17 protein-coding genes are annotated in these 19,919 nt (G+C 33.8%); 5 read left to right on the top strand and 12 right to left on the bottom strand.

The genetic code is table 11. From position 1 onward, the window contains the following. Nucleotides 1-100: 100 nt before the first annotated feature. Nucleotides 101-2,473: a GH25 family lysozyme gene (locus tag ACTJFD_RS03900; protein WP_442259805.1), complete on the bottom strand. Its 2,373-nt coding sequence runs from the start codon at nt 2,471-2,473 to the stop codon at nt 101-103. A 198-nt stretch (nt 2,474-2,671) separates the two neighbouring features. Here ACTJFD_RS03900 and ACTJFD_RS03895 point away from each other — a divergent pair, with 198 nt between their 5' ends. The 5 genes from ACTJFD_RS03895 to ACTJFD_RS03875 all read left to right on the top strand — a co-directional run bounded on the left by ACTJFD_RS03895 (nt 2,672) and on the right by ACTJFD_RS03875 (nt 5,767). After that, nucleotides 2,672-2,938, top strand: a complete 267-nt coding sequence (locus ACTJFD_RS03895; protein ID WP_442259804.1) for a hypothetical protein — start codon at nt 2,672-2,674, stop codon at nt 2,936-2,938. A 177-nt stretch (nt 2,939-3,115) separates the two neighbouring features. Next, nucleotides 3,116-3,997: a cation diffusion facilitator family transporter gene (locus ACTJFD_RS03890; protein ID WP_442259803.1), complete on the top strand. Its 882-nt coding sequence runs from the start codon at nt 3,116-3,118 to the stop codon at nt 3,995-3,997. Nucleotides 3,998-4,076: 79 nt separating this feature from the next. Beyond that, nucleotides 4,077-5,207, top strand: coding sequence for an NAD(P)/FAD-dependent oxidoreductase (locus tag ACTJFD_RS03885; protein WP_442259802.1), 1,131 nt, complete (start codon nt 4,077-4,079; stop codon nt 5,205-5,207). Nucleotides 5,208-5,246: 39 nt separating this feature from the next. Further along, nucleotides 5,247-5,414, top strand: a complete 168-nt coding sequence (locus tag ACTJFD_RS03880; RefSeq protein ID WP_442259801.1) for an SPJ_0845 family protein — start codon at nt 5,247-5,249, stop codon at nt 5,412-5,414. A gap of 77 nt (nt 5,415-5,491) precedes the next feature. Then, nucleotides 5,492-5,767 carry a hypothetical protein gene (locus tag ACTJFD_RS03875; RefSeq protein ID WP_442259800.1) on the top strand — a complete coding sequence of 92 codons (276 nt, stop codon included), beginning with the start codon at nt 5,492-5,494 and terminating at the stop codon, nt 5,765-5,767. Nucleotides 5,768-5,841: 74 nt separating this feature from the next. On the opposite strand, the gene ACTJFD_RS03870 is transcribed toward ACTJFD_RS03875, so the two are convergent. The 11 genes from ACTJFD_RS03870 to ACTJFD_RS03820 all read right to left on the bottom strand — a co-directional run bounded on the left by ACTJFD_RS03870 (nt 5,842) and on the right by ACTJFD_RS03820 (nt 19,815). Further along, nucleotides 5,842-6,021: a hypothetical protein gene (locus ACTJFD_RS03870; protein ID WP_442259799.1), complete on the bottom strand. Its 180-nt coding sequence runs from the start codon at nt 6,019-6,021 to the stop codon at nt 5,842-5,844. A gap of 306 nt (nt 6,022-6,327) precedes the next feature. After that, complete coding sequence (locus ACTJFD_RS03865; RefSeq protein ID WP_442259798.1) at nt 6,328-6,936, bottom strand: endonuclease III domain-containing protein; 609 nt, start codon at nt 6,934-6,936, stop codon at nt 6,328-6,330. A gap of 292 nt (nt 6,937-7,228) precedes the next feature. Then, a complete protein-coding gene (gene yihA / locus ACTJFD_RS03860; RefSeq protein WP_442259797.1) occupies nt 7,229-7,810 on the bottom strand; it encodes a ribosome biogenesis GTP-binding protein YihA/YsxC in 582 nt (193 codons plus the stop codon). Nucleotides 7,811-7,879: 69 nt separating this feature from the next. After that, nucleotides 7,880-9,634, bottom strand: a complete 1,755-nt coding sequence (locus tag ACTJFD_RS03855; RefSeq protein ID WP_442259796.1) for an ATP-binding protein — start codon at nt 9,632-9,634, stop codon at nt 7,880-7,882. Then, a complete protein-coding gene (locus ACTJFD_RS03850) occupies nt 9,631-10,365 on the bottom strand; it encodes a response regulator transcription factor (RefSeq protein ID WP_442259795.1) in 735 nt (244 codons plus the stop codon). The genes ACTJFD_RS03855 and ACTJFD_RS03850 overlap by 4 nt, the downstream gene beginning before the upstream one ends. 79 nt (nt 10,366-10,444) lie before the next feature. Further along, entirely contained in the window at nt 10,445-11,332 is an 888-nt protein-coding gene (locus tag ACTJFD_RS03845; RefSeq protein ID WP_442259794.1) for a phosphate ABC transporter substrate-binding protein PstS family protein, read from the bottom strand. Nucleotides 11,333-11,555: 223 nt separating this feature from the next. Continuing rightward, nucleotides 11,556-12,800 carry an ATP-dependent Clp protease ATP-binding subunit ClpX gene (gene clpX / locus ACTJFD_RS03840; protein ID WP_442259793.1) on the bottom strand — a complete coding sequence of 415 codons (1,245 nt, stop codon included), beginning with the start codon at nt 12,798-12,800 and terminating at the stop codon, nt 11,556-11,558. A gap of 161 nt (nt 12,801-12,961) precedes the next feature. After that, nucleotides 12,962-14,242 (bottom strand): trigger factor, encoded by a 1,281-nt coding sequence (gene tig, locus ACTJFD_RS03835; RefSeq protein ID WP_442259792.1) that lies wholly within the window; start codon nt 14,240-14,242, stop codon nt 12,962-12,964. Nucleotides 14,243-14,359: 117 nt separating this feature from the next. After that, entirely contained in the window at nt 14,360-15,286 is a 927-nt protein-coding gene (locus ACTJFD_RS03830; RefSeq protein WP_442259791.1) for a hypothetical protein, read from the bottom strand. Nucleotides 15,287-15,400: 114 nt separating this feature from the next. Continuing rightward, entirely contained in the window at nt 15,401-15,634 is a 234-nt protein-coding gene (locus ACTJFD_RS03825) for a YkuJ family protein (protein WP_442259790.1), read from the bottom strand. Nucleotides 15,635-15,765: 131 nt separating this feature from the next. Continuing rightward, nucleotides 15,766-19,815 carry an MSCRAMM family protein gene (locus ACTJFD_RS03820; protein WP_442259789.1) on the bottom strand — a complete coding sequence of 1,350 codons (4,050 nt, stop codon included), beginning with the start codon at nt 19,813-19,815 and terminating at the stop codon, nt 15,766-15,768. Between the last annotated feature and the right edge of the window lie 104 nt (nt 19,816-19,919).

Below are 19,919 nucleotides of genomic sequence, written 5' to 3'. Positions count from 1 at the left end.
ATTTTTAATTATTTTAATTATAAGCCAGAAAAAAAAGATAGTCAACATTCAAATTAAAGAATGTTGACTCATCTGGTGTATTATATTAAATTAAATTGATTTAATCGATTGCTCTAGTCGCATCCGCATTAATATAGCCTAACCATTGATTATTTAACGTATATAAAGAATAGTAAGTCGCTCCATTAAAATGTTGATAGCGTCCTTTAGCACGGACCGTTTGGTTTAGATAATCCTTAGACGAATTTTTTCTATTCCAATTAAAATTAGAATACATCGTATAATTCGGATTACTTATTTTCACTTCGCGACCGTCCGCTATATAAGAGCCTTGACGATGAGTGGAAAACGAAATGGTATCTTCTTTAAAATAACCTTGCCAACGATTAGTAGCATCATAAACTGAATAATACGTGTCTCCATCAAAATGTTCATAACGACCACGCGCTTGGAATGTTTTCATGTAGACATTTGAAGAATTGTTTCTGACTGATCCACTAAAGCCATTATAAATCTTTTTATTTTTCTGAGTCACAGTTACATAACGACCATCTGCTATGTAAGGTCCAGAAACGCTCGTTAACGTTGTCGCTTCCGCAGCCACATACCCTATCCATTTTCCTTTTGCGTTATATAATGAATAGTAAGTAGAGCCATTGAAATGTTCATAGCGACCACGTGCTTGATAAACATTACCAAAATGATCTTTTGTTTTTGCTTTCACTTTCCAATCAAACCCTTGATAAATTGAGGCATCGCGACTGGTCATTTTTACGTAGGAACCATCTGCTATATAAGAACCTTGCAAAGCTCCTGTCGTTTTCTTAGTATAAGCAGCATCGATATAGCCTAACCAAGTCCCTTGTCCATTATAAATGGAATAATACGTTTTCCCATTTAAATGTTCGTAGCGACCACGTGCTTCTAGCGTTTTTTGATAAAAACTTCCCGTTGAATTTCTAATCGACCAATCAAAGTTAGCATAAATCGGTTGATTGATATCGGTAACCACAACTAAGCTACCATCCGAGATATATTTTCCTTGTGCTATTGCTTTTTTTGTTGACGTTGCATTAACATAACCAATCCAAGTAGCATTATCATAAACTGAATAATAAGTTTCACCATTAAAATGTTCATAACGCCCACGCGCTTGGTAGGATTTCCCTAAATGTTTTGAAGTCGTGTCTCGTTTACTCCAACTAAAATCATTAAATATATCCTGATTTACTTCGGTAATTTCCACGTAACGGCCATCATTTTGATAAATTCCTTGTGGCCCACTTGCTGGTGTTACCGCTCTAGAATCAAGATAACCTTGCCATGTCCCCTCACTATCGTACATTGTATAATAAGTTAAACCGTTTGAATGCTCATAACGGCCACGCGCTTGATAGGTTTTTTGATGTATTTTATCAGTCTGTCCACTAACACTCCAATTAAAATTAGAGTAGATATCATAATTATTATTCGTTACGGTCACATATCGTCCATCCGCTATATAAGGTCCAGGGGTTGTTTCAATATTTGGTGTTGCACCTTCCGAATAAATCCCGGCATAATCAGACGAAATATCAAATACACCTCTGACACCTGGAAATGTAAGATTAGAGGCCCATTGCCACGCACCATACTGTGTGTATTCTTGTTGACTCGGAGTATATGGATAAGCAGCCACCCACGTTTTTTGATAGCCTAGTAAGCCAGGCTTAATCTTATTTTCGTTAATCCAATGTAGGCCCATATAATGTGAAACATTCGAATAACCATGTGCTTTTAAGATGTTTTCAAAATGTTGGGAGTTCTCCGTATGATTTGCCTTACTTGCTTTTAATTGATGATCTTCAATATCATTCACCATAATCGTTGATTTAGGTAAACCTAAAGCTGCTGCAAAGTTCGCAAAATAAGTTGCTTCTTGCTTTGCCTCATTAGGTGACATAAACCAACTGTAATGATAGGCCGAGATTTTCAACCCTGCCGCCTTAGCATTTTTTATTTGCGTTTGGGCATACGGATTTTGATAATTTGTAAATTCAGTTAATTTAATAATTACGCCTGTTACACCATATGATTTAATTTTTCTGAATTCAGCAACACTCAATTCTCCATTATGTGATGAAATATCAATAAAATCAGCCGTTGGTAATGTTTCGTCTGTAATTGATAGCACACTTCCTCTTGCACTAAAAGCCATTGCTCTAGGTGCCAAATCTGAGCGACCGGTTGGTAAACCAAAGTCATATTCTACTTCTTCTTCTGGTTCTTCTACGTCCACTTCTTTTTCTGTTTCAATTGACGGTTCTGTCGTGGTTTGTATTTTCTCACGAGTTTGTTCTGTTTCTTCTAAAGTCGAGCTTTCAGTATTAACTTTTGCGGTATTCGCTTCCTCCTCAGCAAATACTGTCGATAATGATAGCATTGAACCTAATACCAAATTAGCCAACAAAAGATATTTTATTTTTTTATTCAATAACAACAACTCCTAATTTTTTATGTATAGTCGCTATTAGTCTACCATGAATGGAGCTAATAATTAACTAAAACTTTAATTGACTCAGAACTTTTTAATCATAATATATAAATTAGTCTATTTGTAATCAAACGAAATACTGGATTTATAAATAGTACTTGTGGTAACATAACAGATACAAAAGGAGTGATAATGATTATGGTGAAAACTAAAAAAGCAATTACTGAAATAACACACGAAATTCTGTGTTCTCCCCTTTATATTGAAAAAGGAACGCTCGTCTTGGTTCACAACAATACTGAGCGTGAAATTCACGATGCTATCGATTTTTTTGAAATCGTTTATAGTGGTGAAACTTTAAAACTTAATTTTTCAATTGTAGGCACTGATACAAAATATAATAAAAGTATTGACTTAACCACGATTCATAATATAAATGGCGTTTTAATCCATCCCGTCTATTAACCTTTTTAAAAAGACCTCTTAAATGAAGGTCTTTTTTTATTGATTTTTTATGACGAAAGGTTGAATTAGCAAGACTTCAATTTTTTTTTAGGGATACATAATCTTTTTTTTCCCTCTTTTCTAAATAGAATAGCTCCTGTTATACTAATTCTTATAACTTAGAGGGGGATACAAATCATGAGTGATCGTATAAAACAATTAAAGCAAGCTGAAAAAGGGGCTATTGTAAGTATCATCGCTTATACTCTACTAGCCATTTTAAAACTATCGGTTGGATCCTATGCTAGTTCAAAAGCTTTATCAGCAGATGGTATCAATAACTTCACAGATACGATTTCTTCAATTGCCATTTTAATCGGTCTACGCCTATCACAAATTCCCGCTGACAGCGACCATCGCTATGGCCATTGGAAAGCTGAAAATGTAGCTAGCCTCATTACTTCTTTAATTATGTTTATTGCTGGTTTTCAAGTAATCATTGGGTCTTTCACACAATTGATGCGACACGAGACAGAGTCTCCGGAGCCAATTGCTGCAGCAGTTGGCATTTTTTCTGCCGTTATTATGTTCGCGGTCTATTATTATAATAAATCACTCGCTAAAAAACATAATAGTTCTTCACTTTCTGCCGTTTCAAAAGATAACTTCAGCGATGCTCTTACTAGTATTGGAACCGCTATCGCTGTTTTCGCCGCTACCTTTAACCTTGGCTGGTTAGACTTATTAACAGCCTTTGTTATTGGATTGATTATTATTAAAACGGCATATGACGTTTTCAAAGAAAGTACTTTTTATTTATCCGATGGTTTTGATTTAGAACTTCTTTCCCAGTACAAAGTCGCCATCCTTAAATTTGATGGCATCATGGATGTTTCCGCGATTAGGGCTAGAACGTTGGGAGCTAATATCTTTCTGGATGTGACAGTTAAAATGAGAGCCAATTTATCTGTGCAAGAAAGTCATGAAATTGTCGATGCTATGGAGATACAAATCAAAAAACAATTTGATATCTTTGACATTGATGTTCATGTTGAACCTTATGAAGCTACATTAAATTAAAAACCAAAAACCAGACAGACTAATTGACTTTTCTATCTGGTTTCTTCATATTTAAAAGAAAAAGACAAGGAGTCTTAAGATGAAACAAAAAATAGCAATTATTGGAGGCGGTATTGTTGGATCAACAACTGCTTTTTATTTATCAAAAAACAAACATTTCCAAGTCACTCTTTTTGATGATGGCGTAGGTCAAGCCACAAAAGCAGCGGCCGGTATCATCTCACCGTGGCTTTCTCAACGCCGAAATAAAGAATGGTACTATCTCGCAAAAGAAGGCGCTGCTTTTTATCAAATCTTACTAAACGACCTGGAGGTAACTTCTAATAATGAAATATTTGAACGAAGTGGAACCCTCTTGTATAAAAAAGATGACAAATTATTAACAAAATTAGAAAAATTAGCTCACAAAAGAAAAGAAGATGCTCCAACGATTGGGACAATTAAACGATTATCTGCTCAAGATGTCCATGCAAAAAGAATGAACGTTTCTTCTAATCAAGAGGCTCTGTTTATTTCTGGTGGTGCAAAAGTTGATGGTAAAAAATTAACAGATACACTACAAAAAAACGCCCTAACGCCAAACTCTCTGATTCGTCAAAAAATAGTTAGCCTTTCCCAAAGCGCCAACCAATGGAAACTCGCCACACAAACAACTACTTACTTATTTGATCAAGTCGTTTTGACTTGTGGTGCTTGGCTCCCGGACCTTTTAGCTCCGCTCAACTATTCTGTTGATATTCGCCCACAAAAGGGACAACTTATCGAATATGGGCTAAAAAACAACCAAGAAAACCGCCCCGTTTTAATGCCCGTTGGGGAAATAGATATTATTCCTTTTAAAAACAAATGGGTCATTGGTGCGACTCATGAAAATGACCAAGGCTTTGACTTAACGCCAGATAAGGATAAATTAAAACATTTAAAAAGCCAAGCAGAAGCTATTTTACCAGATTTGAAAAAAGAGTCTGTCACTAATTATAGAATTGGTACTCGAGCTTATACTTCTGATTTTTTACCTTTTTTTGGCGAAGTAACTAATTTAAAAAACTTATGGGTTGCGAGTGGACTTGGTTCCTCGGGGTTAACAACGGGACCAATTATCGGAAAAACCTTGGCTGATTGGATTGAAGGAAAGAGAACTCCTTTTGAGCATTACCGTCATTTACCTAACCGTTATGTTAAATTAAGTGACGTAATGAACAAAACATGATAATATTAAAGTCAGGAATAATTGAGAGGATGATGTCTAATGGGTTTAACCTATCGTAAAAAAGATAAATTAGAAAAATTATTTGAAGAATTTGCTATTGAACCAGATAAAAAAGAGACGGTTAAGGTAGAAAAAAAAGCGTCTCAATCTGAAAAAGTTTCATTCAAAGTTAATGTTACCTCTCATGACAATAACAACGAAAATTAAGATGACGTAAAAGCAAGTGCCTATCAGTTTTAGATAAAACACTTGCTTCTTTTTTTATCATCAAGAGGAGTTTTTTTATGTGGCTTGTTTTGAGTATTATTTTTAGTGTCGTCGCACTAATTTTACCGATTGCTCGCTTTTTTAAAGCAGGAAAACATTTACACTTATATAGTTTTATCAGTCTAAGTTTGGCACTTCTATGCCAAATATTTTATGTCAATTCACTCGTCAGAAAAGAGGATTTTGTTGCTTTATTAGATACAACACCCACTCTAACTGAAATTAGTAGTGTCTTACTCATCCTCGCGTTGTTGATTAATATTACTGGACTAATCAAAAACAATAAATCTTAAATAGGACTAGTAAAAAGGATCCATTTTCAGTGCCTCACATTTTGAACAAAAAAGCTAAAAAATGATATTATTTTTTAGCTTTTTTCTTGTTTTTTATTTTTAGGATCTTTCTTGATACTAATCATAATAAATGTAATTCCACAAATAATAAAAGTTAAAGCAATTGCAAAATTATTCATCAATAACTCAAAAACAAAACCAGATATAAGTAAAATAATACCTAGAACTAAGTTTACTTTATTTTTTATAACCATTTGAATCACACCTTCCTTACTCTAATAAACGTTCTATAATTATAACACATTTCTTTTTAAGAAACGCTTTCGACCTCTTTTACAAACAAAAAAAGATAACTTTATTTTTCTTGTATCAAAAAGCTTATAAGATATTATCCAGGAAGATAATCGTTGACATCATTGCTTAGGTGGTCAATATCAGGTTGATCATCACTTGAACAAATAGATGAAGTCAATCCTAAAAATCTCAAGATAAACTATTTAACGTTAGTTTATCTTGAGATTTTCTTGCTTAACTGTATCTTTTCCGAAGATATGCATAAATCATATAAGACACACTCTGAGCAAGCTGTTTTTTTTGCGTGACAGACACGCATTCCAAAACCGATTAACCATTCGTTTATATTTATCAGGTGTCATTTTATTTATTATTTCCGAGCCTTTTTCATGAGATGAAGTATTAAATATTCCTAAACGCGTCAGGACTCTAAACACATGCGAATCTACAACGATACTATCTTGGTTAAATTCAAAATTCAGCATTATATTTGCACATTTTTCCCCTACTCCTGTTAATGATAGTAACTCTGTTTTAGTTTTGGGAACATCTCCATCAAAATTATCAAGTATTTCTTGACACATTTTTTTAAGATATTCCGTTTTTCTATTGTAGTGAGCAACTGGTTTTATTAGCTCTCTCAGCTCATCATTCTCTAACTGTAAAAGCTCCTCAGGAGTATCTGCAACGGAATACAACGCTGTCGCAGCCTTTATTACTCGTAGTGTGTATGTCATTGTCGATAAAACCACGGATACTAAAGCTTTAAAATGTGTGTTACTTAAACCATTTCTAGTCCAGTCATCATCAATTTCATCAAATGTCGGTTGATCGATTTCTAGTCTCTTGTATATTTCTTCTATTTTTGATTGCATTATTTTTTCTCTCTCCTTTCTTTATATACTACACAATTCTTGAAACGATTGTCAGCACAAAGACTTTTTAAATAAATCAATCACTTTTAAATAAATTGGAAAGAAACAAAAATAAAAAATTCACAATAAGCGATGAGTCAATTAAAATCAGTTACACAATAAACCGTAAGAATTAGCTTTTATCAGTAAATAACAAAAAAAACAGAGTTTTTATACTCTGCTTTAACTTTTATTTTATTCAATTTAGAAACTCATTCACATCATTTGACGAAGGAGCAATTATCCTTCATTTCTATAAATATTTTTCAATTGCTCGCCAAGCTTCTTCTTTTCCTGTTTTAGTTTCTGATGAAAAAACAATAAAATCATCACTCGGATCAAAATTTAAATTTTTCTTAATCGCCGATTCATGTTTGTTCCATTTTCCTCTAGGTATTTTGTCAGCTTTAGTTGCTACAACAATCACTGGAATTTTATAATATTTTAAGAATTGATACATCTGGATATCATCCGCCGTTGGGTCATGACGCATATCGATCACAGAGACTACAGCTTTCATTTGTTCTCTTTGAGTTAGATATGTTTCAATCATCTCGCCCCATTTTGCACGTTCTGTTTTAGATACCTTTGCATATCCATAACCAGGAACATCGACAAAATGTAACGCTTCTTCAATTAGATAAAAATTTAACGTTTGTGTTTTTCCTGGTTTACTTGATGTTCTAGCTAATCCCTTGCGGTCAATTAATGTATTAATAAATGACGATTTCCCCACATTAGATCGACCAGCTAGAGCAATTTCTGGTAACGGTGTCTTAGGATATTGTTCTGGACTCACCGCACTAATTACAATCTCTGCATGATTGACTTTCATAGTATTCACTACTTTCTTTATAAAATCTCTTTCATCATAACAAAAAAAAGAAGAAATGAACACTTAAATTCATCTCTCTCGTTTAAATGGTAATCGAACAATCACCGTTGTGCCCTCGTATCGCTCACTCGTTAATTTAACACTACCACCTAAAATAGTAACATAATGCAGAACAATCGATAATCCAAGACCAGACCCTCCAGTATTGCGTTGGCGAGATTCACTTACACGATAAAAACGTTCAAAAATACGATATTGATCTTCAACTGAAATACCAATACCTGTATCTTCTACCGTAAAAATAAACTCATTATTTTGCTCGACTAAGTAAATAAATATTTTTCCTTGATCTTCTGTATATTCAATCGCATTTTCAATTAAATTTTTTACAATTAGTTGAAATGCATTTCCTGGTAACTCAAGTTCCTCTGAGAAAACACTATCGAACTGAACCTCAATTTGTTTCGCTTCCAATTTAAAACGAAAACGTTCCAATTCTTTTTCAATAACTGTTTTAGGACTGACACTAACCTCATCTAACATATAAACATCTTTTTTAGTTTTAAGTAGCATCATGATATTTTGAATTAAACTCATCAAACGATGACTCTCTGTTTCAATAATTTCTAAAAATTGAGTCGTTACTTCGGGGTCATCTTTTGCACCAGAAAGAAGGGTCTCAGCAAACCCCATGATTGATGTTGTTGGTGTTTTCAACTCATGAGAAATATTACTAATAAAATCCTCATGTACCCGTTCAATTTGGCGAATATCTGTGACATCATAGATAATACCAACATATTCTTTTTTTTCAGGATCTAAAATTAAAGGACGGATAATAATCTTCAATTCATGAAACTTAGGAGATAAAACTTGTAATTCACTCTGAACTAATTGTTTACTTGTCATCACTTCTCGAATCATTTCCTGTAATTGTGGCTCTTTCAACCAATCTAGAACAGATGACCCTTTTTTATTTTTAGGAAATAATTTTTCAGCAACTTGATTAACCAATGTTACTTCTAATCCTTGACTAAAGATAAAAATCCCAATATCCAAATTTTCAAAAAGAAAATGTAATTTGTTCTCATCTTGCTTCTGCCTATAGTATAAAGTATTGGTTTCATCCATCAACTCGTAAACCGTTTCATAGAGCGCTTGCCACTCAGAAGGCGCATCTACTACTTTTTGCTTTTTATTTGGATTTTTGATGGCATCTCTCAAGATAGGTAGGATAAACTGGATGGGTTTACGGCTTTGTTTCATTAAAAAGTAATACATTACCAAAAGGGCGAACGCTAAGAGTAAAAAAACACCAACAAGTTGACGTTTAAAGCGTTCTAATGATTTTGAGACTCCTGTGTATTCTTCAGACAATCGTAAGATACCCAGAAACTGTTGCTTCTCATAAATTGGTTTAGCCACATAAATAAATTTGCTTTTTACCGTATCACTTTCTCGAATAGAAGCCCCTATTTTTTCTTTATGTTCTAAAATACTTTTTATTTCTGGCCTTTTTTCTCGAGTTCCCTTAGCTAATGCCTGATGTGATGAGTCATAAATGATTTGTCCCTCTGTATCTAAAAGAGTTAGTCTTTCATTGGCTTGAATACTCTCATCTAATCGCTGTTCATCAACCTTTAATTGATTATTCTCAACTAAAAAAGGCGTTAACAAATCAATTTCTGTCGCCAATTTTTCTTTTTGTTGAGAAATTACCTCACTTTTAAAAAAAGAAGTGGTATAAATACCACCTCCAATAAAAAGTAGAATGATCCCAACTCCTATCAAAAAGGGTGACCTCTTTTTACTTTCTTCTTTCATCGCTCTGGCTCCTGAAATTTATACCCAAACCCACGGACTGTTACGATATATTTAGGTTTTTTAGGCTGGTCTTCAATCTTTTCACGCAAATGGCTAACATGTATATCCACCGTTCTCGATAGATGATACATTTCATCTTGCCAAATTGAAGTCATGAGTTCTTCACGACTGATAATCCGGTTCAATCGACGCATAAAATAAATTAATAATTCAAATTCCTTTTTTGTAAAACTTAATTCTACATCATTTTTTAAAACTCGATAATCTTTAGGATAGGCAACAAGTTCTCCAATTTTTAAACTATCTTGAGTCTCAGCCTTACCTTTATTATCCTGCATTGATTTTTTTTCAGTCACTATTTGCTGACTTTCATAACGTCGTTCTACAGCACGTATTCTAGCCACAAGTTCCCTCGGACTAAATGGTTTCGTTAAGTAATCATCCGCTCCCATTTCCAGTCCTATAATCTTATCCACCGTATCGTCTTTAGCCGTAAGCATAATAATCGGGGTTTGAACATGTTCTTTTCGTAAACGTTTCGTCACGTCAAATCCATTCACTTTTGGTAGCATTAAATCTAAAATAATAAAATCAAATGAGGTCGAAAGCGCCGCATCAATGGCTTGTTGACCATCATGAGCGACTTCCACCTCAAAATTTTCTTTTTCCAGATTATATTTAAGAAGGGTCGTGATTGAAGGTTCATCATCCACAACTAACATTCGCTTCATCACTCATAAGCATCCTCTCTAACGTTTATTTGCTTCATTATAGCATATCAGCAAATATTATCTAGAATATGAGCGTTTCCTATTTGATCTTTCCGTCAACCGTTCGCTCCACTTTCATTCCTGACATTGGAATATAACCCAATTCTTTGACTACATTTTTTTGAACATCTTCACTCTTCATATACTCAACAAAAGCTAAAATTTCTTTTGATGCCTCTTTCTGTGTATACATATGCTCATAAGCCCAAATCTTCCAAGAGTTATCTTGAACATTTTCATCTTTAGGTTCTATTTTATCAATTGATAAACCTAAGATACTTTCATCAATATAAGAAAAGGCTAAGTAACTAATGGCACCTGGTGTTTCAGCTACAATTTTACGGACAGTCCCTGATGAATCTTGCTCTTGACCCTTGGTAGGTTGTTCGCCATCTAAGACCCATTGTTCGAACGTTGCACGTGTTCCACTACCAGAGGCACGATTAATTAATTCGATTTTTTGATCTTTCCCTCCAACCTCTTTCCAATTCGTAATCTTACCAGTAAAAATCTCTTTTAATTGGGCGGCTGTTACATTATCAATCCCAACTTCTTTATTCACAACTGGAGCAACTCCAACAACTGCGACACGATGATCTTCTATTTTTGAAGCATCGATCCCGTCTTTTTCTTCTGCAAAGACATCAGAATTACCGATATCAACCGCACCACTTGAAACTTGCGTCAACCCTGTACCACTACCGCCACCTTGAACCGTAATTGAATAATTAGGATGATCCGTCATATAAATTTCAGCAACCTGCTCTACTAATGGTTGAAGCGCTGTTGAACCAACTGCTGTAACTTCAACTTTGTCATTGCTTGATTTTCCAGTATTACCTTTATCTTCTTTTGCTTGACCACTACCACATGCTGCCAACCCTAATGTTAAACCAACCACCGATAATGAGAATAAGAATTTTTTCATGTTTTAAATCTCCTTTGTTTTTGTTTACAAATGAATTCTACCAACCCTTTGTAAACTTAAAACCTGTAAACTTGTAAAGTCTTAGTAAACTTTATAAATTTAAAGCAAAGTTCTTTATTTCTTTCCCCAATAAATCCCTTTCTACTCTTTTACAAGACGAAGAAATCAAAAAAAACACCAACAAAACCAGACTACTGGCTTTATTGGTGTTGTTCCTTACGTCTTAATTAGCTTTAAGTGTTAATTCAGGGGTTCCTTCATCCAAAACAGCTTCTTTTGTAATGACTACTTTGTCGACGTCCTCACGTGTTGGAATCTCATACATAATATCCATCATTATATGTTCAATGATAGATCTCAACCCACGAGCTCCCGTATTTCGTTCAATTGCTTGATTAGCAATTTCGTTCAACGCTCCTGGTGTGAAGTCTAATTGAACATCATCAATAGACAATAATTTTTTATATTGTTTAACTAACGCATTTTTAGGTTCTGTTAAAATACGAACCAAGTCTGCTTCTGTTAATTTTTCTAGCGAAGCCATCACAGGCAAACGACCAATAAACTCAGGTATTAGCCCAAATTTTAACAAGTCTTCTGGAATAATTTGCGCCATCACGCTTGCTTCTTCATTGCGTTTTTTATTCGTAGAACCAAAACCAATCACTTTTTCGCCTAAGCGTTCTTTGACAATCGTTTCAATTCCATCAAATGCCCCACCAACAATGAATAATATATTCGTTGTGTCTATTTGAATGAGTTCCTGTTGTGGGTGCTTACGTCCACCTTGTGGCGGAACACTTGCTACCGTTCCTTCTAATATTTTTAAAAGGGCTTGTTGAACGCCTTCTCCAGATACATCACGAGTGATTGATACATTCTCACTCTTACGAGCAATCTTATCAATCTCATCTATATAAATAATACCATGTTCGGCTTTTTCAACATTGAAATCTGCTGATTGAAGTAGTTTTAGAAGGATATTTTCAACATCTTCACCAACATAACCAGCTTCTGTTAGACTCGTTGCATCTGCAATTGCAAAAGGAACATTCAATGTTCTTGCTAAAGTTTGCGCTAGAAATGTTTTACCTGATCCCGTTGGTCCTATCAAACAAATATTACTTTTTTGAAGTTCAACTTCGTCTTCTTCAACATCCTCTTCAAGCATTAACTGTTGGACACGTTTATAGTGATTATAAACAGCGACAGCTAGAACTCGTTTCGCTCGCTCTTGACCAATGACATATTCATTTAAGACTTCTAAAATTTCTTGTGGTTTTAAAATATTAATTAAATCCGTTGCCATTTCGTCTTGAATTTCTTCGTCAATGATTTCTTTACATAAATCAATACATTCATTACAAATGTACACACCAGGTCCCGCTACTAGCTTCTTGACTTCATCTTGTGATTTCCCACAAAAAGAACAGCGAACATCCTTATTTTCTCCAGTGTTATCGTACATGAACCTACCTCCTAATTCATAAACATGAAAGGTCCTAATCCTTGATTGACTCTTACATCATCTTATCTTATTTATACTACCACATAAAAAACAGAAGTGCACTTAATAAGGTGAAAAAAGGCGAAGATCAGAGACCTTCACCTTACGTCAATTTTGAAGAATTAAGCTTCTTTTGCAGAAGATGTAATTACTTCAACCGCACGTTTCATGTTGATATCATGAGCAAGCATATCATCATTCAATGCGCCACGAACGGCTTTCTCATCCATACCATATTGAGCTGCTAATTCTTTAACTTCTTTTTCAAGATCTTCTGCAGTCACTTCAAAGTTTTCTGCAGCAACAATTGCTTCAATTACAAGATTTGTTTTGACGCGGTTTTCTGCATCGCCTTCAAATTGTTTATGTAAATCTGCTTCAGTTGTTCCTGTCATTTGATAGTACAATTCAGGAGTGATTCCTTGACGTTGCATATTTCCTAAGAATTCTTCCATGCTACGGTGAACTTCATCATGTACCATTTCATGTGGTAAATCAACAATCTCAGCATTTTCAACTGCTTGCGCAATTGCTGCTTCTTCAACAGCTTCAGTTGCCGCTGCTAATTTTGTATTTGTTAATTCTTCCTTAATGTTTTCACGTAATTCAGCTAGAGTTTCAACTTTTTCGTCAATATCTTTAGCAAATTCATCATCTAATTCTGGAAGTTCTTTTGCTTTAACTTCATGAACTTTAACTTTGAAAACAACTGCTTGACCTGCTAAATCTTCTGCTTGATATTCTTCTGGGAAAGTGACGTTAACGTCTAGTTCATCACCAGCTTTAGTTCCAACTAATTGTTCTTCAAATCCAGGAATAAATGAATTTGAACCTAATTCTAGTGAGTAATTGTCACCTTTACCGCCTTCAAATGCTACATCATCTTTGAAGCCTTCAAAATCAATAACAACAGTATCACCATCAACAGATGTACCTTCTTTAAGAACTAACTCAGCTTGATTCGCTTGTTTTGTTTTTAAGTTTTCTTCAACATCTGCCTCTGTTACTTCACGGTCTTGTTTAGGAACTGTTAAGTTTTTGTAGTCGCCTAATTTAACTTCTGGTTTTACAATCACTTCTGCTGTAATTGTCCAAGGTTGACCTTTTTCCATACTTGTAACATCAATTTTTGGTTGCGTTACTGGATCAATAGCAGCTTCTTCAATTGCTAATTGATACATTTCTGGTAAAACAAAGTTCAAAGCATCTTCGTATAAAGATTCTTCGCCATACATTTTAGCAAACATTTGGCGTGATACTTTTCCTTTACGGAAACCAGGAATACTGATATCTTTTTTAATACGATTAAATGCAGCTTTTAATCCAACTTCAATTTTATCTTGTGGAATTTCAAATGTTAAGATTCCATCATTTGTTCCTTTTTTTTCCCATTTAATAGACATGTATAATTACCTCCGAATTGTTTCATATTACAATTTTATAACTGTTCATACCTTACAATCTTACACTATCGTTTGCGGAATGTAAACATTTTTAATCGACTCTTTTTCTTGTTACGTCTACATTTGTCTGAATTTCCCTTCAAACTCTTTAATCTTTAACTTCCGTAGACTTAATCCAGATTCATTCATTGAACTCATTTGAATCCTCTCGATTTCAAACAAGTCTAAATAAGCAGACACCCAACTTGTTATTTCCTTATCAAATAAAGCAGTAAAGGGATAGTTCAAGCCAATATGTAACGTAACCAATTGAACGATAGGTTGATAATAACTTGGATGATTCGCTTGAAGTGACTCTTTTATTCCATTTAACAAGGCACTGCTTTGTAAAACGCCACTTAACGTTTTAAATTCAACAGGCAAGCACTTTTGTACGTCGCCTTCCAAATCACATACCTCAACCACTTCAGTGCTCTGTAATTCAACTAACCGATTAAACCAATCTGAGCGTACCAAGGGAGCTAAGTCTTCTTTTTTTAATAAGGATTGCATTGTATCTAAAAAGAACTCTTTTGGCAAATATTTAACTTCTTTTGAACGTAACATCTGTTCCATTGGCTCTAAGTCAGATATTTTTGTTATAGCTGCCTGTTTCTTCAAAATAAATTCTTTAGAAAAGGTCAGATAATAATCACGAGCGGTTTGATAGATAGAACGTGTCGCTTCTTTTATTTCCTCAGATTGAGTTTCCCATAAACAATCCATTCGTAAATAATTTTGTTCCGCTATTAGTAATTTTAAATAGAGTGAAAAGCCAATTGCCTCCTTTTTAAATTGTGCGTCAAATAATTTCAAATAGTAAGTCGCTTCCTTCATATCCCCTTGTTCAATAAGAAGACTAACCAATGATTGTGCTAACTCATAATCAGGTTGTCTTTCAAATGCTGCTTCAAAATGATATAAAGCTTGATCCAATTGTCTGTTTTCTAAACTTAGTTTAGCTAATTCTCGATGCTTTTTAGTCAAATCAGGTATTTCTTTCATTTTAATTAAGCCCACTTCTTTCTATAAAAAAAGAACTTGAGAATATGAAGCGTCTCTCAAGTTTCTTTTTATTATTTTTACCTTATCATACTAACGATTGACTAGACTAAAAAATTAGTCTTGTAACAATTCAAAAATTTCTAATGCTACTAAATCAATATCATCAAATTGATAGCTTTCTTGCGAACCAGATTCAGTCATTTCAAACATCTCATTATTACTATCGAAAGTAACGATGCAACGCTCTTGACCTTCCCTTTCAAATCGACGAACTTGAACTTCACTGTCATTAGCTTCTATCATAGCACTCAATCTTTTTAAAATTGCTGCGAGTTGGGAATTTTTCATAGAGCTAGCCTCCTTAAAATTTCTTCTGTTACATTGTAACAGAAAGAGAGCGAACATGCATGGAAAATAATTATTTTTTTTATTTATTAATATTTTCCTAAGGGTTTGGTTGGTCTAACGATCTGGCTAACTTACGGTCCTTGAATAAAGTCAAAACTCATCTCACCTTGATATGTTTGAGCTTTAGCTTCTCCAGCTGGGACATCGAGGATAAAGCCATCATTTTTTTTCGAAAAACTCGGATCATCTAAAATATATTCAAATGTTTTTTTCTCTGGTCCAGCACTCTCCTGAACAGACTGCAAAATTTCACTCCCTACCCCTTCTAAAGAAAAAGGCTGACTTCCTTTAAAATAAAGTAATGTTGAATTGGCTAGATGCCCACCAGTTTCAACCCCTTCAAAAGGGTGTGATAATCTTGCTTGAATCTTAAAATTACCGCGAGTGTAAAAAGACTCTGTCGAGGGACTAATACTTTGTTGGCGATTATCTCTCAAGACTAATTTAAACGGCTCCGTTAGTTTCGTTTTTAACTCTTGCTTGAAAGGACTCGCTTTCCCTTTTTCAAAAGTTAATTGATCGGGTGCGTTTATTGAGACTAACCCTTCATACTTATAAAATACCGTTTGTGTATCTTCCGTTAGCACTAAATTATTTTCAGTCCCCGTCACATTACCAGCATCAAATTTAATCAAACGATAATCAGAACTTAAATCTTTCATTTTATCTTTTACTTTCTTTATTTCAGGATGAGTAGTTAAATCTAACGGTGTGTGTTTTGGATGAACAATTGTGACCGCTTCAATATTTTTTTCTAAAATAGGCGTCCCATCAGCATAAGTAAATTTCACAACTACTCTGCTCGTTGCTGACAAATCAACAAAAAAGTTATTCTCAACACTATTTTCACTAAAACGAAGTTCTTTTCCAGAGCCTTCAGAATATTCCGGATTCAAATCGTAACCTTCCGGTGGTTCTAATTGTTTCAAATAATACTTTGAAACTAAGGCATTATTTAAATGGATATTACCATTTTCATCTGAAGGGCCTATTAACTGTGTATGATTAGAAACATCATCTTTTAATTCAAAAATAGCATTGGGTATTCCTTTTCCAGTTCCTTTATCTCTCACTGTTAACTTCGCGCTCGTTAACGTTAAATTACCACTCCCACCAGAAGAATCGGGTATTAGCTCAAGACTGTTTGTATCTAAGTTAACCAAAGCTGGCGTTGTATAAGTATATCTACTGTTACTTTCATGATGAATCAAAGCCTGAGAATTAAAAGAAACGGATTGAGAAGTACTTGAAACGATTGGTATTGTCAACTTAACTCTCGCATCCATATCAGCATTAAAAACGACTTTAAATTGATTGGAATCTTTTATCACTCTGACGAGGTTTGAAGGCAGCTCTTGATTTTCTTCATCTTTAAGTAGAATATGTCCATTCATAATTTCCAGTGCTCCAAAATTTTTCGCATTCGGTGTAAAAACAATTGTCGTTCCTTTAATTATTTTACCTTTTGTCTTAGAAGCATCCTGAAATGCAAAATCTAAATCACCCACATTATCATATTCTTGATTTTTTTTCCAAGTAGCTGTCCCTCTTAACGAGCTTGCCATATCCACTCGACTTTCTGTACTATCATTCATATCTTCTGAATCTGTCACCTTATACTTAATTCTTCCACCTGGAATTTCTAAGGTTGGTACCGATGTTTTCCATCTTGATTTTATAACAACTGGATCGTTTATTTTTTTATTAAAAATGATTTCAGCAGAGGAAGTATCCAGCTCTTTAATTCTATAAAGACTGTTATCAATAGGTTTTAATTTTTCTATAATGGATTGATAATTATAGTCTGATGTATTTAGCTTGTTTTCTAATTTATAAACCATTATTTTATCTTCTTCTTTTTTGTCATAAAAAAGGAGCTGATTTAAGTTATTATAAGAATCGGATGTGATGGTTACCTTTGGTTGATTGACTTCTTGTTTTTTTGGATTCACAACTAATAAGTTACTATTAATTGGAAGTCCTTGTCCCTCTTTATTTTCGTACCTTTTATCTAATTCAGTATCACGATTCACATGTTCACTGACTGAAAAAGGAATGTTTTTATAAAGAGATTGGTCAATAGAAAAAGATTGGTTTTCATAATGATAACGTTTTAACCCCGTCCCTCTTTCCTCAATAAACGAATCTATGTAAATGGATTGATAATTTAAAGAAGACGTTATAAAATTCGACATATCATATTTAAGTTTCAAATTTCCTAACAATTGATAGTTCATATTTTCTTTCAAAAATGTAATGACAACTTTTCTACCTTCTAAAACAGAAATTTTATAATCTTCGTTTTCAACTAAATTTTTTATACTACCATTTATCGCTTTCCCTTTCAAATCTGATGAAATGAGTCCCTCCAAATAATAAGGTTTTAAACCGTCAGATGAAGGGCCTATTTCAAATGTAAAATTACTTAAAGTAATATGACCTAGATTTGTATTATTTTCGTAGTTAGTGAAATTCAGCTCAAGTTGATCCTCTTGAGTTGCTGATATCTTGTTATTAACAACAATGGGTAATGTTGAAGTACGTACTTCGAGCTCTGATTTTTCTTCTTTACCTAAATCATCTTTCCCCGTCACAATGTATTTATTGATATGTTCATTACGATTTGCCGACGTTCCAACTCTAAATTGAAGTGCTAAAGAGTCCGTTGTCGTTTCTCCCTTGTACACTAATTTTAATTTATGACCATTATCTGCAGGGAGTACTTCCCAGTCATTGCTTGTCTTAAATTTATCTTTTTCAAGCGTTTCTTCACCATCTTCCGTCATGCTAACATGTGTTTGTTTAATTGGTTCATTTAATATTTTGTTTAAATAAGTGACCTCATGATTAGTTGTTGATAAAAGTAGCTCCGAGCCTTTCTTTAATTCTTTTTCATCTAAGTTAATATATAGAAGAATGTCAATCAGACGACCTTGTGTGTCAATATTTTTTAACTTAAGATATTCACGAGCACTTTTTGATTCGACCTCTATATAATCTCCAATGAGTTCAACGTTAGTTGATTTTATTATAGGATAGTTAATCAATGTGTTCTCTGTAAATGATAAATAGGGATTAAAAGGAATTCGTTTCGCTCCAGGACTAGGTTTAAAATCATCATAGTTAATTTCTACATCATAAGTAAACCTAAGCATTTTTCGATATTTCCCTTTAAATTTTATCTCAATCGAACCATCTTGTTGAGATAAAACGTCGTACTTATCTTGCGTGATTAATTCTTCTGGTGATAGTTCTTCACCAGTTGATTTGTTCTCTTTCCCATAAATTTTAATCGATTCGGAAATAATTTTATTCGTAACACCATGACTAGGATACATACTGTTATAAAGCTTTAACTTTATACGATCCAAATTTAACTGGTATTGATTCGTTTGGTATTCAATTTTTGCTTTTACGGGCATTTTTTTATCTGCCTGTCCCGTAGCATTATAAAAAGCGAGTTTTCCTTTTGGTAAATAAATATTTGGATTTCCTTTTTTTGTATTGAAAGGAACGCTCAGATGATAGGTTTGTTTACCACTCGTCGTATCAAAAGATAATTCTCTAAGGATCGACTTTTGATCATCTTTTACTTTTAAATTAGCCCGAGTAAAAATTGTATACTTAGCTGACACTACATCCTTGATCAACTCTATTCTAATTTTACCTTCGCTTTTAGATAAATAATATTTAGCTGTCCCACCTGCACTCCCATCATCAATATTTCCTTCACCGTCTTTTTCAACATCAATCCAATCTGGGATATTTATTTCAAATATATCACCTTTATTATACTTTGAACTTCCTTCTTTTAATTCAAGATTCCAATTCACTTTTACTAAACTACCATTAGGTAAAAAATCAGCTTCTGGCTCAATCCTTATTTCTTGAGCATTTTTATTTTCTAAACTAAAAATATCAACTGATTTGACAATCTGTTTGTCAACTAATTGCCTATTATCACTGAATTTTGCACGTAATGCTTTTTCCTTCTTTGTGACGACACTCTTTTTTTCGACTGCATTTAATGGCTTAGCCGCAGAATAATTTACTCCTAGACCCACATATAAAAACAGGATTAAAACGATTCCAAGAATTATTTTTTTACTATTATTTTTCATTGTCATCCCCTCTTCCTAAAACGATATTTACTTAAAAATATAGATTACCTGTCAATAGCGGTTTAAAAATGTAGGTTTATGGCGGTTTGAAATTGTCGGAAAAA

Origin of the sequence: Vagococcus sp. (assembly GCF_052102835.1) — a bacterium.
In the GTDB taxonomy this organism is placed as follows: Bacteria; Bacillota; Bacilli; order Lactobacillales; family Vagococcaceae; genus Vagococcus.
The sequence above is the reverse complement of the archived record's forward strand: the minus strand, read 5'-3'. Positions and strand labels throughout refer to the sequence as shown.

Bases quoted from the DNA above. Each gene is read 5' to 3' on its own strand.
- tig (WP_442259792.1), bottom strand. From the start codon at position 14,242: ATGTCTATTAAATGGGAAAAAAAAGGAACAAATGATGGAATCTTAACA.
- ACTJFD_RS03845 (WP_442259794.1), bottom strand. From the start codon at position 11,332: ATGAAAAAATTCTTATTCTCATTATCGGTGGTTGGTTTAACATTAGGG.
- ACTJFD_RS03850 (WP_442259795.1), bottom strand. From the start codon at position 10,365: ATGAAGCGAATGTTAGTTGTGGATGATGAACCTTCAATCACGACCCTT.
- ACTJFD_RS03830 (WP_442259791.1), bottom strand. From the start codon at position 15,286: ATGAAAGAAATACCTGATTTGACTAAAAAGCATCGAGAATTAGCTAAA.
- ACTJFD_RS03870 (WP_442259799.1), bottom strand. From the start codon at position 6,021: ATGGTTATAAAAAATAAAGTAAACTTAGTTCTAGGTATTATTTTACTT.
- ACTJFD_RS03880 (WP_442259801.1), top strand. From the start codon at position 5,247: ATGGGTTTAACCTATCGTAAAAAAGATAAATTAGAAAAATTATTTGAA.
- ACTJFD_RS03895 (WP_442259804.1), top strand. From the start codon at position 2,672: ATGGTGAAAACTAAAAAAGCAATTACTGAAATAACACACGAAATTCTG.
- ACTJFD_RS03875 (WP_442259800.1), top strand. From the start codon at position 5,492: ATGTGGCTTGTTTTGAGTATTATTTTTAGTGTCGTCGCACTAATTTTA.
- ACTJFD_RS03890 (WP_442259803.1), top strand. From the start codon at position 3,116: ATGAGTGATCGTATAAAACAATTAAAGCAAGCTGAAAAAGGGGCTATT.
- ACTJFD_RS03825 (WP_442259790.1), bottom strand. From the start codon at position 15,634: ATGAAAAATTCCCAACTCGCAGCAATTTTAAAAAGATTGAGTGCTATG.
- ACTJFD_RS03820 (WP_442259789.1), bottom strand. From the start codon at position 19,815: ATGAAAAATAATAGTAAAAAAATAATTCTTGGAATCGTTTTAATCCTG.
- yihA (WP_442259797.1), bottom strand. From the start codon at position 7,810: ATGAAAGTCAATCATGCAGAGATTGTAATTAGTGCGGTGAGTCCAGAA.
- ACTJFD_RS03865 (WP_442259798.1), bottom strand. From the start codon at position 6,936: ATGCAATCAAAAATAGAAGAAATATACAAGAGACTAGAAATCGATCAA.
- ACTJFD_RS03885 (WP_442259802.1), top strand. From the start codon at position 4,077: ATGAAACAAAAAATAGCAATTATTGGAGGCGGTATTGTTGGATCAACA.
- ACTJFD_RS03855 (WP_442259796.1), bottom strand. From the start codon at position 9,634: ATGAAAGAAGAAAGTAAAAAGAGGTCACCCTTTTTGATAGGAGTTGGG.
- clpX (WP_442259793.1), bottom strand. From the start codon at position 12,800: ATGTACGATAACACTGGAGAAAATAAGGATGTTCGCTGTTCTTTTTGT.